Here is a 14,919-nt window from a genome sequence, read left to right as displayed (position 1 = left end):
TATAACATATTACTTTTTTTTGTCTTAAAAATACACTATTAAAAATAATATAAATTTTATGATTAGTATCTATTATTTGTATTATTTATATGTTATCATATAAATGGAAGTTAGATATAGATGGAAAATGTTTAACCATCTATATTTTTATGCATTATATAAAATATTTTTTAGGGGGTATCTTAAATGAAATTATCTAACAGAATTACATCTATGCAAGAATCACCAATAAGAAAACTTGTTCCAATAGCTGAAAAGGCTAAAAAAAATGGTAAAAAGGTATATCATCTTAATATTGGACAGCCTGATATTAAGACACCGAAGTTTTTCTTTGATGCAGTAAAGAATTTTGATGAAGAAGTTCTAGCTTATAGTTTTTCACAAGGTATACCTGAATTAATTAATAGTTTTACAAAATACTATAACGATTATGGAATAGATTTTAAACCAGAAGACATATTAGTAACAAATGGTGGTAGTGAAGCCATATTGTTTACCCTTTTAGCTGTATGTGACGATGGAGATGAAGTACTTATACCAGAGCCATTCTATACAAATTACAATGGATTTGGAAGAGAAATAGGTGTAAAGGTTAAGCCTATTACAACTAAAGCAGAAGATGGATTTCATTTGCCTAAAAAAGAAGAAATAGAAAAACTAATTTCTCCTAAGACTAAGGCTATATTATTATCAAATCCAGGCAATCCTACAGGAGCTATTTATACAAAAGAAGAAGTATATATGTTAGGCGATATTGCCAAGGAAAACGATTTATTTATAGTAGCTGACGAAGTTTACAGAGAATTTATTTATGATGGTTTTGATTATATAAGTTTTGGTGAAGTAGCTGAAATTGAAGATAGAGTAGTTATAACAGATAGTATATCTAAAAGATATAGTGCTTGTGGTGCTAGAATAGGATGTATAGCTAGTAAGAATAAAACATTAATAAAGCAAATATTAAAACTTTGTCAGGGAAGACTTTGTGTACCTACTATCGAACAAGTTGGAGCTGCTGCTTTAACAAACGTAACTAAAGATTATTTTGATAAAGTTGTAGCTGAATACAAAAATAGAAGAGATGTTGTATATAATGCACTTAAACAAATGGATGGAGTACTTTGCGAAAAACCCCATGGTGCATTTTATATAATTGCTAAGTTACCAGTAGATGATGCAGAGAAATTTGTAGTATGGCTATTAGAAGAATTTGATCTAGATAACGAAACTGTTATGTTTGCTCCAGCTGAAGGTTTTTATGCAACAGAAGGATTAGGTAGAGATGAAGTAAGAATGTCTTATGTTTTAAAAGAAGAGGACTTGAAAAGAGCTATGGAAATATTAGCAGAAGGGCTTAAAGCTTATCCAGGTAGAAAATAATAAAATCATAATAAGAGAGTAAAAATTTATATGCTAAAGTATTAGCAACCCTCTTTTGTCTTATTTAGTTAGTATTCCTGACTATATATGACAAGAGGGTTTTTTTATTTTTATTAATAAGTAATATCTTCGGCAAACAAAAAAACACCTAAAGGTGTTTTAATATAGAAAATATTATTTTAATGTTCTTGTCTTAGGGTTCTCTCATAAATCTCACATTTTTCCATATTACAATATCCATCTATATTATGAATACACGTTATAGCACCACATTTTTTTAATCTACTTTCAAATTCATGTTGGTTGTTTTGAATGATATTATTTTCCATGCTTCATCCCTCCTATAACCTTTTCTATATTATACCAGATTTTTTCGTTAATTGCAAGTCAATATATGAAATTATTCATATATATCAGATAATAAGATTTAAAATGGCACTATATGAATGAATCAATATTGTATACTTCACTACAATTATACAGTTATAGTTATCACAAATAAGTAAATAAAAAACATGAAATATATATATAATAATACTGCATATTTCAATATTTTAAACAGATACATTTGAAACTCATTATATATGGATGGAGGTAGTGAAAGTTAGAAGTATTTTAATTTATATAAAGAAAATACATCATATAATGTTTGAAGGAAAAATATATAAGGGCTTTATTATATCGATTATATTAATTATAGCTTTTTCAATAGTGTTCTATTGTCTTGAATCAAATATTAATAGCAGCGTAAATTCAATATGGGATGCCCTTTGGTGGGGTATTGTAACTAGTACAACTGTAGGTTATGGTGATATATTTCCTATAACTATTGCTGGCCGTATTATAGCTATGTTATTAATGCTTATAGGTATAGGTATCTTTGGTTATATAGCTGCATCATTTGCATCTATATTAATAGAGAAAAATCTTAAGAAAGGTATGGGTATATTGGATGTTAATTTTAAAGAACATATAATTATAATAGGTTGGGATGAACGTTCTAGTATAATAATAAACACACTTTTAAAAGAGAATAAAGATATAAAGATTGTATTGATAGATGATATTGAATACAATCCCTTTGACAATAAGAATGTATCATTTATTAAAGGGAATCCCTGGTATGATAAGACTTTATTGAGGGCTAATATTAAGGAAGCTCAAACAGCAATGGTACTTGTAAATAAAAAAAGTAAGGATTCCCATATGGAAGATGCAAAATCCATATTAACTTGTCTAGCTATAGACCATTTGAATTCCAATATATTTTTAATAGCTGAAGCACTTAACCCTGATAATAAGATTCATTTCAAAAGAGCAAATGTAGATTATATTTTTATAAGTAATGAAATAGAAAGTGAAATCTTAGTTAAAAATGTTTTATATAAATTACTAAATAAAGATAGTGAATCTTTTGAGAAGATGTCTTATTATAAAAGTTTTAAGATTAAACTTCCTTCATATTGCTATGGAAAAACATATATGGAAGTATTAAATCATTTTTTAGATAGCAAAGTAACAATAGTAGGATTTATACGAGAAAAACAAAAAAATATATGTCCATCATCTAGCACGATATTAAATAAAGGAGATATATTGATATGTATATCTCCTAATTGATAATTTATAGTAAAGGTGTCTGTTCATCTCTTACATATATTTGTTCACTTAGATATTTTTTAATAACAGTACTCATTTTTTCTATACCTTTATAAATCTCATCAGCATAGACTGATGCAATGCTTAGCCTAAAATGGTTATCATCTCTTTTGTTTAAGAAAAAATAGGATCCAGGTACAAAAGTTATATTTTCATGAATGGATATTTCATATAATACATCAGCGGAAAAGCCATGGGGCAAAGATATCCAAAAGTTTAATCCGCCCATAGGATTATAAAGATTTAGAGCCTTAGGCATATACTTTTTTAGTCCTTCAGACATTATTTCAAATCTTTTTTTATAAATATTTTCCATATAGTTTATATGTTTTTGCCATATTCCTTTTTTAAGATATAAATCAAATGCCCTCTGTATAAGACTAGAAGTAGATATATCTGATATATGTTTGGCTGCAATAAACTCTCTAGTAAGAGATATTGGAATTACTACAAAAGCTAGTCTCAATCCCGGCATAAATATTTTAGAAAAACTTTTTATATATATGACTTTATCATTTTTATCCATAGATTTTAAAGTAGTATTTTCATTGCTATAAAAAGATAAGTCACTTAAATAATCATCTTCAACAATATATATATCATATTCATTTGCTAATTTTAATAATTGTTGTTTTTTTTCTAAGCTATATGAAAAGCCAGTGGGATTTTGGAAATTGGGCATCACATAAATAAATTTAGGCTTAAAGGTTTTTAATTTGTTTTCTAATGTTTGGATGTCAATCCCATCTTCCAGCATAGGAATTTCTATTATTCTAGCAGCTCTAGATTTAAAAGTGCCAATAGCTCCAGTATAAGTAGGGCTTTCTATGAATACAATATCTCCATAATCAATGAGAGATTTTGATATTATATCAATTCCCTGTTGAGCACCAGATACTATATGAATATTTTCTAATCTGGTATGTATATTATAATTACTAATATATTCCATTATAGACTTTCTTAATGGAAGGTAGCCTTGACTTTCTTGATATCCAAAAGCATCTCCTTTATCTCTATCTAGTACTTCATTCATAACAAGCTTAAAGTCAGATACGGGAAAAAGATCAGGAGTAGGGGTAGCACTGGCAAAGTCTATTATATCTTCATTATTTTTTTTAATATCTTGATTTGATTCCATATCCATCATTGAGTTAGGTATTATTTTGTTTACGAATGTACCACTACCTATTTTTTTATAAACAAAGTTTTCCTGTTCAAGTAATTTATATGCATTTACAACAGTTACATTATTTACATTTAGAAATTCAGATAATTTTCTAATAGGTGGTAGCTTATGGTGAGGATTTAATTCCTTATCTACTATAAGCTTTTTTATTTCATTGTATAATTGTATATAAAGATGTTGATTGGAGCTTCTATCAAGACTTATATCATATATACTATTCATTTTAATCCTCCACATTTACAGACATTTTGTTTCCATACAATAATCATATCAGATAATGCGATACAATTAAAGATAAAGAGAAACATCTTTCTGTAAAATAGCCATTAATAATCTTAATGATGCATTAACATCTGATTTAAATACAGTCTCATGATCTGTATGAGAGTATCTAGTGGGTACAGAAATAACTCCAGAAGGCACCCCAGATTTTGATGTATGAATAGCACCAGAATCTGTGCCACCATATTCAAGAACTTCCATCTGATATTTAATTTCATTTTCTTTTGCTATATTAACCATTAAATTTTTAACTTTTGGATGGGTTATTAAATAATTATCTTTTACTTTAATAGCTGTACCTCCATCAAGTTTGACAGCAAAGAGTTCAGCATTGGGAGTATCTCCACAACCTGTAATATCTACAGATATTCCTAAATCAGGTTCTATAAAAAATGCTGATGTCTTAGCGCCCCTCAGCCCTAACTCTTCTTGTACAGTAAATGTAAAATATATATCATTTGGAGATTCAATTAAATCTTTTATTGTTTTTATTAATATATAGCACCCAATTCTGTCATCGAGGGCCTTAGTTACCACTCTATTGTCGTCTTCGTGGTATTCACTATGGAATACACATGTGTCTCCAATATTGACGGTTTTCATAGCTTCTGATTTATCTTTTGCGCCTATATCTATATAAAGGTCTTTTAATTTTAGTTTATCCTTATTCTCTATTTTTTCTTCCATTTCAATTATGCCCACTGTTTTATTTTCAAAAATTACTTTTTGTCCTATAACATGATGTGGAAAAACTCCTCCTATTCCAGTAAATCTTAAAAAGCCATTATTATCAATATTAGTAATCATCATACCTATTTGATCCATATGAGCAGCAACCATTATTTTTTTACCATTTCCCTTTTTTCGTGCAATTAGGTTACCAAGCTTATCAATAAATATTTCATCTACATACTCTTTTATTTCTTCCCTTATAAAGTCTCTAATAGAATCTTCATATCCAGATGGAGAAAATATTTGAGTCAAATTTTTTAATAAACCGCTTTCTATAGTCATCTTTTATCCTCCTATTTATTATATTCCTTTAGAAATAAATCTAAAAGTTTTTTAAAATTATCATAATCATTTTTACTTATTAATTTGTTAAAAGAATACATATATCTAACAGGTACTGATATACTTGCAACTTTTATTCCTGTTGCTGAAGTTTGGATAGCAAAAGCATCACTTAAATGCTTTGAATCGGTTTGATATTGAATATCAATGTTATTTTTCTTACTTATTCTTATTATGATCTTTTTTAGTTCTTCATTATAAATAATATTTTTTCCCATAAGTCCCAATACTGGTCCTTTCCCCAAAGTTATTTTTGGTATATGTTCTTTGTTTTCAACCATATCATCTGTTTCAGTGCTTTCTAAAACAATTGCTAAGTCAGGATTTATTTGAAAAGCTGCTGGGCCAGCTCCTCTAACACCAATTTTGTTCATTACAGTAAATACAAAATATATATCATTCTTATAATCATTTTTTGTTAAATCAATCAATATATTACATCCTGACCTAGAGTCTAAAGCCTTTCCTTTTAACAAAGTATTATTTACAAGATAAAAATCTGTATTGAATGATATATAATCTCCAATAGATACTAATTTTTCAGCATCATCTTTACTTTTTGCACCTATATCTATATACATATCTTTAAAATCTAAAAACTTCTCTCTTTCATTCTGTTTTTGCAAATGAATAGGTTTCCCACCTATAACTCCGAGAACTTTATTATTTCCTATAAAAACTTGTTTTGATAATAATGTTCTCTTATCAACATCTCCCACTGGAGAAAATTTTATTAACCCACAATCATCTATATTAGTAACTATAAGTCCTATTTCATCCATATGAGAAGATAGCATTAATCGACATGATGGATTTGTACCTTTTTTAAAAGCTATTATATTACCTATTTTATCAATAGATATTTTATCAACATACTCTCTAATCTCTTCTATAATAACCTGCCTTATTTCTCCCTCATTGCCTGATACACCACTGGACTGTGATAGTTTTTTTAATAACATAATAATCCCTCCAACAAATCATCAGTTATATTAATAATAAATTGTGCCAATAATTGACCTGCATTTAAAATGTCTTTTATGTCAACAGTTTCTACCGATGTATGCATATACCTTAATGGTATCGATAATAAAATACAAGGAATACCTGCTTTAGATATTTGCATTATCCATGCGTCAGTACCAGTAGCACCTGGCGATACTTCAAATTGATGAGGTATATTATATTTTTTAGCAACCTCAGTCATATGTTTTCTTAATGAAGGGTGTATATTACCTCCCATAGTAATGGCGGCACCTTTACCCATATGGATAGCTCTATCATCAGGTATTTCAGGAGTTTTTCCAAAACCTACATCAATGGCAATACCTATATCAGGGTCTATGCTATAAATTCCAGTTTTAGCTCCATTGTATCCAACTTCTTCTTGAACTGTAGAAACAAAATATATATCTCCATCATGTTTCATATTAGATAATTCCTTAGCACATTGTAACATTACAGCTATGCCTGCTTTATCATCAAGGCATTTACCTGTTAAAATATTGTTGTCAAGTTTAGACATTTTTCTATCTATAGTTATTATATCTCCTACATTGACTAATGTAATTAATTCTTTTTTAGTGTATCCTGTATCAATATGAAGGTCCTTCAATTTAACTTTCTCTGTTTTACTTTCATCAGATAAAACAATAACACCTGTTATATCTTTAGCCCCATGTATAACTACATTTTGACTTATTAATGTTCTAGGATCAAAACCTCCAATTTGAGTAAATTTAATGCTTCCATTTTTTTTAATATCCGTAATCATTAGTCCTATCTCATCCATATGGGCAGCCAACATTATTTTGAAATTACTTGTGGTGCCTCTTTTAAGAGCTATTACATTTCCGAGTTTATCTGTAGTAATAGTATCTGTATAAGTTTTAAAGTAATCCTTTATTATTTTCACAGCATTATATTCATATCCAGAAACTGATGGACACTGTGTAGCTTCTACTAAAAAATCTTCTATTAACACAATAATACACTCCTTCTATACAAAGATTTATTAAATTTTCTTATAAAAAAAAGTTTTTATAGGTTGTAGATTATATTTATTAGGTAATATAATTTGCTCTGTACTACCTACAAAGAATACACCGTCATCAGCAAGAGAATCATGAAATTTATTATACATTTCAGATTTCGCCTCTTCAGTAAAGTATATCATGACATTTCTACAGAGAATCAAATGATAGTTCTTAGGATATTTATCTTTTAATAAGTTAATGCTTTTAAAATCCACACATTTTTTAATATCTTCATTTATTTTATAAGAATTGCTAATTTTAGTAAAATATTTCTTTTTGAATTTTTCAGGAAGGTTTTTAAGACTTTTTTCACTATAAACTCCAACTTGAGCTTTTTCTATAGCACCTTTATCTATATCTGTAGCGAGAATCTTTATTTTATTTAAGTCCATAAAGTTACTTAGTAGCATTACCAGTGAATATGGCTCTTCTCCAGTGGAACAAGCACTGCTCCAAATATTTATTTTTTTGTTTTTTTTCAAGAGTTCTGGTAAAATATTTTTTTCTAATATATGCCATTGATTAGGGTTTCTATAAAACTCTGATACATTTATAGTTAGGTAATTTAAAAATTCATCAAATAATTTCTTATTACTCTTTAGAGCCATAAAATAATCGTCAAAGTCATTATAATTATTCCTTGAAACTAATGAGCCTATCCTTCTTTTCATTTGTTTTTCTTTGTATAATGACAAGTTTATCCCCGTCAGTTTATACACTTTATCTTTAAAAATTTCATATTTATCCATTTTGTATCCCCTTTATTATTTTTTTGATGTTTAAGTATATTTTAGCATAAAAAAAAAGTCTGTGGCAATAAAAGCCACAGAGAATGTAAAGGGGGTCTTGATGTATTTTGTGAGGTCATTATATAGTATGAACATTTATCAAATTTTTTATACAAAAAAGAAAGTTTTTTTCAACTTTCTTTTTTGTATAAAATTTATTCTACTATATCACCTATCGTTAAATCACTATTATCATTTTCATAATTCTCATCTGATTGTGTCATATCTTCTAATTCCTTCATACTTAAGCTTACTCTTTTTTCTTCTTTCTTTATATCAAGGATCTTAACTTTTACTGTATCTCCAACAGCTAATACATCTGAAGGTTTAGCTATATGTTTATGAGATATCTCAGAAATATGAACTAAACCATCAAGACCTGGTTCTAATTCAACGAAAACACCAAAATCTACTAATTTTACAACTTTACCTTCTATTATATCGCCTATATTATATTTTTCATCTATATTTTCCCATGGATGAGCTTTTGTTTGTTTTAAGCCTAAAGATATTCTTCCTTTTGACTTATCAAAATCTAATACTATTACTTTGACATCATCTCCTTCACTAACTATTTCAGAAGGATGATCAACTCTGCCCCATGACAATTCAGAAATATGGACTAGGCCATCTATGCCACCTATATCTACAAATGCCCCAAAATTAGTTATTCTTTTCACTTCACCATCTATTATTTGTCCTTTTTCTAATGATTCCCACAATTTATCTCTTTTGACTTTAATTTCTTCTTTTTCAACTTCTTTTCTTGATACTATTATTCTTTTTTTATCTTTGTCTATTTCAATAATTTTCACTACCATATCTTTTCCTAAAAATTCATTTAGGTCTTTTACAAATTCTACTGATACATGAGATGCTGGAATAAATGCCCTTAGATTGTTAACTACTGCTATTGCTCCACCTTTAACTATCTCTACAATCTTAGCATTTATTTTTTCACCATTTTTATAAATATCTTCTAACTCTTCCCAACCTTTTATATTATCTACTCTTTTTTTAGAAAGTAATACATTACCTTCTCCATCATCGACTTTTACAACATATACATCTATTTCATCTCCAGGTTTAAACATATCCTCTGGATTTATAAAAGGATCGTTAGAAAGCTCGCTTTTTTCAATAATACCATCTGATTTATAACCAATATTGACCATAACTTCATTGCTATTAACCGATATAACAGTACCTTTTACTATTTCTCCCCTTTTTAATTGAACCATAGATTCTTCAATTTCTTTCATCATTTTGTCCATATCATTATCAATATTACTCAATGTGTTTACAACCTCCTTAATAATCCAGTCAGGCGTAGATGCACCTGCTGTTATTCCTATTGTTTTGTATTTTTTAATTTTTTGTAATGGTAGATCATCAATCGTCTCAATATGATATGTATTAGAACAATTTCTTCTACTTATCTCAGCAAGTTTTTGTGTATTGGAGCTATGATATCCTCCAATTACAATCATTGCATCTACCATTTTTGATACTTCAAAACAAGACTCTTGTCTTAGTCTAGTAGCACTACAAATAGTATTAAACACTTTAGACTCATTTGCTTTCTGTGATATTAAATAAGATAAGTTCTCAAATTTTTCCTGAGTCATAGTAGTTTGTGCTACAATACATATTTTATCACATTTTTTTATATGTTCAATATCTTCTTGAGAATTAACTATATAAGCTTCATTGTTACACCAACCATTGATTCCAATAACTTCTGGATGAATAGGATTCCCTATTATAACAATTTTATAATTTTCTTTACTGTATTTATTTACTTTGTTTTGTATTTTTCTAACAAAGGGACAAGTAGAATCTATTATATCTATATCTTTATTTTTAACCTTTGAGTACAAACTTAGAGGTACACCATGAGACCTAATTATGAGTTTACCTTGTTTAATATTAGACAAATCTTCAATAACACTAAGACCCATATCATTAAGCTTTTTAATAACCTGTTTATTATGGATTAAAGCACCTAATGAATAGGCATTATCATTTTTCTTTAATGATTCCATAGCGGTATCTATAGCTTTTTTTACACCAAAACAGAATCCAGAGTTTTCAGCTAAAATAATTTTCATATTAATCACCTAATCCATATATATTATTCATAATCTCATTACTAATTTCAGAATATTTATCCATAGATAATTTTTGGCCAAAATATCTTTCCAAATATATTGGTTTTCCAATGAAAACTTTTATAGTATTAAAAAATTTATAATTAGTTATGATTCTCATTGGTATTATTGGAGTCCTCGATTTTATACCAATCATAGCAGTTCCAGGTTTTGCATCTATTCTTTTACCTTCTATATTTCTGGTACCTTCAGGAAAAATCCCTAATGCTCCTCCTTTTTTTAATATCCGCAAAGATGTTTTTATAGCATTTAAATCAGCACCTTTCCTGTTTACAGGGAACGCACCTAATTTCAAAATTATTGATTTGAGAATCTTATTATTAAACAATTCCTTTTTAGCCATAAAAGAAACTTGCCTTGATATTGATGTTGCTACTATAACTGGATCCCACAAACTACTATGATTTGAACATATTACAATTTTTCCTTTATTAGGTATGTTTTCTAAACCATGTATCTCAACTTTATATAATATTTTTAGTACCACTTTAGCTAAAAATCTAGCTAAATTATAAAATCGCATAAACTACTTCACCTCTTTTATGTGGTCTATGACTTCTTTTAATACTATTTCTATAGACTTATTAGTAGTATCAATTATAATTGCATCATCAGATTTAATTAAGGGTGAAAATGCCCTTGTACTATCTATTCTATCTCTATTTTTTATTTCCTCTATTATTTTATTTAAAATGACATTTTCTTTCTTTTCTTTTAATTCTTTATATCTTCTTAAGCCACGTTCTTCAGGAGATGCAGTTATATAAAATTTGTAATTAGCATTTGGCAATACATAACTGCCTACATCTCTTCCATCCATGACAATACTTTTATTAATAGCAATGAATCTTTGGATTTTAACAAGCTTTAATCTTACCTCTTTTATTTTTGCTATAGCTGAAACATTCTTACTAATATAATTTTTTCTTATCTCATTATCTACTATCTTATCGTCAAGAAATATATGTTTGTCCTTAAAATCAATTTTTGTATTCTCTAGTATTTGTAGTACTTTTTCTTTATCACTTAAGTCAATATTGTTGCTTAAAAATTTAAGAGTAATTGCTCTATACATTGCACCAGTATCTATGTACTCTATATTGAGTTTTTTAGCTAATAATTTTGCAATAGTGCTTTTACCTGATCCTGCTGGACCATCTATAGCGATAACAATATTATTCACAATCAATCCTCCCTAAACAAAAATGTACCACCTTCAAAGGTGGTTTAAAAGCTGAAACCTTGATTATAATGTCTCTAACGGATACAAAAATATTATATACCAATATTTATACCTTCTCAAGTTTCATAATAAATAATAAAATAATTTATTTCAATCTTATCTGGCCCAATGGTTTTATATTTCCATTTGTAGCAATATGTGTTTTTAAATATTGAGTTTTAATATTATCAGAAATATTTACTAAATATATATTTACTTTTTCTTCATACATGCTACCATTAATTTCTATCAAATCATTGTCATAGACTTCAAATTTAATTTTAGATTTGTTTTTAAAATTAAATTTCATGTCTCCATTTATAAAAACTTCTATATTTTTATATTGATCATTATTTATTTTTAATGTCAAATTTCCTAATTGGTTATGTAAAGATGAATTAAAAAGACTATGATTGATAGTTTCTCTATTTAAAAACATACTAATTTTGTCATTCAATAATATACTTTGAAAGAAAATTAGAATTAAAAAAAATATTATAGTTGAATTCAGTAATGATTTTTCTATTTTATCATATTTATGATTTTTTTTCATAAAGTTCCTCCAATAATAAATAAGTAATAATCTTTACTTATTTATTATTGGCTATTTATGAGTAAAATAAAACTTTATTTTAAACCTTTAAGGTGGCATGTATCATTTAAAACCCTTATAAAAGGCCGTTTTCCAACAGGTATTTCTATTATACTTAAACTTGTATTACTTAATTTAAGACTAGAATAATTTTTAATATGTAGCTTTAATAATCCTAGAATAATAAGTTTTAAAACGACAGTATGTGAAACTATCAATATATTGGCATCTTTTGTTTCGTGTATTAATCTATCTATAAATTTCATAACTCTTTTTTGTACATCTTGTAAAGATTCTCCATTTTCTATTATAAGCTGATGGGGTGTTTTTTTCCATATATCATAATCTTTTTTATACTTGCTTTTAATATCATCTATATTCAGCCCTTGCCATAAACCAAAATGTCTTTCTCTCAATGCTATATTTTTTTTAAAAGTTGTAACATTATTTAGACAACTATGTATTGTTTTAGCTGTTTCAAAAGCTCTTTTTAAATCACTAGAATAAATAGAATTTATATGTATATTTTCAGATCTTAATCTGTTACCTAATGCTGTAGCTTGAGATATTCCTTTTTTAGTTAAATGAGTATCATGTTGACCCTGCACTTTACCTTCTAAATTCCAAGTTGATTCTCCATGTCTCACTAAAAATAATTTAGTCATAATCCCCTCCTTAGATATATATATTAAAATCCTCGGACAATTTAAGGCCCGAGGATTTTAATATATATTATTATAACCCAAACATATCCGATTTATCTCTATTACCATAAATATTGTAATCATTCCATACCTTTTCTAATTTAGTAAAATAGTCTTTGAGTTCTCCTTTTTTTCTAACCCCTATGGAAATTATAATTGCATTTATAAGACTCATTGGACCAACTAAGGAGTCTACAAAAGAAACCATATTGCTTTTAGCTATTAATGTATAATCAGCCATATTAGATACAGGAGACATCATACTATCAGAGATACCTACAATCTTACAATTATTGTCTTTCACATATTTTAGAGCTTCCAATGTTTTTCTTGAATACCTAGGATAACTTATACCTATAACTAAATCATCGTTAGTAACTCTCAGTAATTGCTCAAATATGTCACTCATACCGAAACTTACAACTTTAACATTTTCTAACATCAAACTCAAGTAGAATCCTAAATATCCAGCTAACGCAGTGGAGCTTCTAAGACCAAGTATATATATTCTTTTAGCATCGCAAATCATATTTACCACTTGATTAAATACCTCTACATCTATGTCCTCAAGGGTGGATTTTATGTTTTCTATATCAGCTTTCAATATATTTTCAATAAAAGCACCTTTTTCTGATAACTCATCAGAAAGACTTAATCGTTGAACTGTAGTAAGCTTATTTTTAATAAGTTCTTGTAATGCCTTTTGCAAACTAGGATATCCAGAGAATCCTAAAGCATTAGCAAATCTTACAACGGTAGATTCACTTACTCCTACCTTTTCCCCTAATTTTGAAGCTGTCATAAATGCAGCTTTGTCATAATGAGATGTTATGTACTCTGCAATAAGTTTTTGTCCTTTACTTAGTCTAGTAAAATTAAGTTGAATTAGTCGCATTAAATCTTTTTCATTTTCTTTCATATAAATACTTTTCACCCTGTTCTTGTAATTTTAAACCTTTATAAAAAGCCTTTTTATTTAGATCTCTTAACTCATATGGCACTCTATTTAAAATAGAAGTTATTATAGAATACTCGGATACTATATTTATTATACCACTTAATGTGCCCAATGCAACTATATTTGAAACAACAGGATTTTTCAGATCTAATAATGCGGTATCCAATATAGGCACATGCCAAATATCTATATCTCTTCTTTCAGGTAAATTAATTTTACTATCTAAAATTAGAGTACCTCCTGGCTTTAATGAACAGATATATTTTTTACAAGCATCTTCTGTTAAAGACAATAATATATCACATTGCATTATATTTGGATAATTAATAATATTGTCGCTTATTATAACCTCAGCCTTACTAGAACCTCCCCTTGCTTCAGGACCGTAGGATTGAGTTTGGACACAGTTTAATCCATCTGAAATAGCCGCTTCAGCCAATATTATACCAGCCAATATGAGTCCTTGACCGCCAGACCCACTTAACATTATTTCTTTATGAATCCTCATAAGATCTCTCCTCGTATAATATGTTTAGAAACACTTTTATAAGTGTTCTAAGCATATTTTTTTTATTTATTTTTATTACAATTTTTAATTGAGATATCCTAGTGCTAAAATAAGATTAAGAATAGTTAGCAAAGGATAATTCTTGTCCTCCTTGCAAAACCATAAGGTTATTGCCAGAAAAGCATGCTTCCTGACTTAGTTGTCATAACCTGCATACTACAGATGCTGCATCTCTTTGATTAGACCAACAGCAAGGTTAGTTTTCAAAGATGAATGCTAATAGTGCGAGGTTGCAGTTAGCGACTAAGATTAGGATATCTCTTTTACTAATTGTTCTCCATTTTCTAGGAAAGGTG

15 protein-coding genes are annotated in these 14,919 nt (G+C 27.9%); 2 read left to right on the top strand and 13 right to left on the bottom strand.

The features are described 5' to 3' along the window. The first annotated feature begins 186 nt into the window (after nt 1–186). A complete protein-coding gene (locus Q326_RS0108830; RefSeq protein WP_026895060.1) occupies nt 187–1,380 on the top strand; it encodes a pyridoxal phosphate-dependent aminotransferase in 1,194 nt (397 codons plus the stop codon). A 179-nt stretch (nt 1,381–1,559) separates the two neighbouring features. Here the strand turns inward: Q326_RS0108830 and Q326_RS18485 are convergent, their stop codons facing one another. Then, the gene (locus Q326_RS18485) at nt 1,560–1,709 is read right to left on the bottom strand and encodes a hypothetical protein (protein WP_156936281.1); all 150 of its coding nucleotides are present in this window, start codon (nt 1,707–1,709) and stop codon (nt 1,560–1,562) included. 268 nt (nt 1,710–1,977) lie between these two features. On the opposite strand from Q326_RS18485, the gene Q326_RS17025 reads away from it, so the two are divergent. Further along, nucleotides 1,978–3,000, top strand: a complete 1,023-nt coding sequence (locus tag Q326_RS17025) for a potassium channel family protein (protein WP_051531332.1) — start codon at nt 1,978–1,980, stop codon at nt 2,998–3,000. A gap of 4 nt (nt 3,001–3,004) precedes the next feature. On the opposite strand, the gene pdxR is transcribed toward Q326_RS17025, so the two are convergent. From pdxR to Q326_RS0108760, 12 genes are all read right to left on the bottom strand, one after another. Beyond that, the gene (gene pdxR, locus Q326_RS0108815; RefSeq protein WP_026895059.1) at nt 3,005–4,450 is read right to left on the bottom strand and encodes a MocR-like pyridoxine biosynthesis transcription factor PdxR; all 1,446 of its coding nucleotides are present in this window, start codon (nt 4,448–4,450) and stop codon (nt 3,005–3,007) included. 66 nt (nt 4,451–4,516) lie between these two features. Then, on the bottom strand, nt 4,517–5,524 hold the full coding sequence (locus Q326_RS0108810) for a M42 family metallopeptidase (protein WP_026895058.1): 1,008 nt from the start codon (nt 5,522–5,524) through the stop codon (nt 4,517–4,519). A gap of 11 nt (nt 5,525–5,535) precedes the next feature. Continuing rightward, entirely contained in the window at nt 5,536–6,546 is a 1,011-nt protein-coding gene (locus tag Q326_RS0108805; protein WP_026895057.1) for a M42 family metallopeptidase, read from the bottom strand. After that, nucleotides 6,537–7,568 (bottom strand): M42 family metallopeptidase, encoded by a 1,032-nt coding sequence (locus tag Q326_RS0108800; RefSeq protein WP_026895056.1) that lies wholly within the window; start codon nt 7,566–7,568, stop codon nt 6,537–6,539. The genes Q326_RS0108805 and Q326_RS0108800 overlap by 10 nt, the downstream gene beginning before the upstream one ends. A 30-nt stretch (nt 7,569–7,598) precedes the next feature. After that, nucleotides 7,599–8,369, bottom strand: a complete 771-nt coding sequence (locus Q326_RS0108795; RefSeq protein ID WP_026895055.1) for a CheR family methyltransferase — start codon at nt 8,367–8,369, stop codon at nt 7,599–7,601. Nucleotides 8,370–8,563: 194 nt separating this feature from the next. After that, nucleotides 8,564–10,519, bottom strand: coding sequence for a bifunctional 4-hydroxy-3-methylbut-2-enyl diphosphate reductase/30S ribosomal protein S1 (locus Q326_RS0108790; protein ID WP_026895054.1), 1,956 nt, complete (start codon nt 10,517–10,519; stop codon nt 8,564–8,566). A 1-nt stretch (nt 10,520) separates the two neighbouring features. Next, on the bottom strand, nt 10,521–11,102 hold the full coding sequence (locus Q326_RS0108785) for a lysophospholipid acyltransferase family protein (protein ID WP_026895053.1): 582 nt from the start codon (nt 11,100–11,102) through the stop codon (nt 10,521–10,523). A 3-nt stretch (nt 11,103–11,105) separates the two neighbouring features. After that, on the bottom strand, nt 11,106–11,762 hold the full coding sequence (gene cmk, locus Q326_RS0108780) for a (d)CMP kinase (protein ID WP_026895052.1): 657 nt from the start codon (nt 11,760–11,762) through the stop codon (nt 11,106–11,108). Between the two features lie 145 nt (nt 11,763–11,907). Beyond that, nucleotides 11,908–12,354 (bottom strand): hypothetical protein, encoded by a 447-nt coding sequence (locus Q326_RS0108775; RefSeq protein ID WP_026895051.1) that lies wholly within the window; start codon nt 12,352–12,354, stop codon nt 11,908–11,910. 74 nt (nt 12,355–12,428) lie between these two features. Further along, nucleotides 12,429–13,058, bottom strand: a complete 630-nt coding sequence (locus Q326_RS0108770) for a histidine phosphatase family protein (protein ID WP_051531330.1) — start codon at nt 13,056–13,058, stop codon at nt 12,429–12,431. Nucleotides 13,059–13,128: 70 nt separating this feature from the next. Further along, complete coding sequence (locus tag Q326_RS0108765; RefSeq protein WP_026895049.1) at nt 13,129–14,016, bottom strand: MurR/RpiR family transcriptional regulator; 888 nt, start codon at nt 14,014–14,016, stop codon at nt 13,129–13,131. Continuing rightward, nucleotides 14,003–14,563 carry a 2-oxoacid:acceptor oxidoreductase family protein gene (locus Q326_RS0108760; RefSeq protein ID WP_026895048.1) on the bottom strand — a complete coding sequence of 187 codons (561 nt, stop codon included), beginning with the start codon at nt 14,561–14,563 and terminating at the stop codon, nt 14,003–14,005. The genes Q326_RS0108765 and Q326_RS0108760 overlap by 14 nt, the downstream gene beginning before the upstream one ends. Nucleotides 14,564–14,919: the final 356 nt, after the last annotated feature.

This window comes from Clostridiisalibacter paucivorans DSM 22131 (assembly GCF_000620125.1).
GTDB lineage: Bacteria > Bacillota > Clostridia > Tissierellales > Clostridiisalibacteraceae > Clostridiisalibacter > Clostridiisalibacter paucivorans.
Note: the sequence above shows the minus strand (reverse complement) of the source record. Positions and strands in the feature narration are given on the sequence as shown.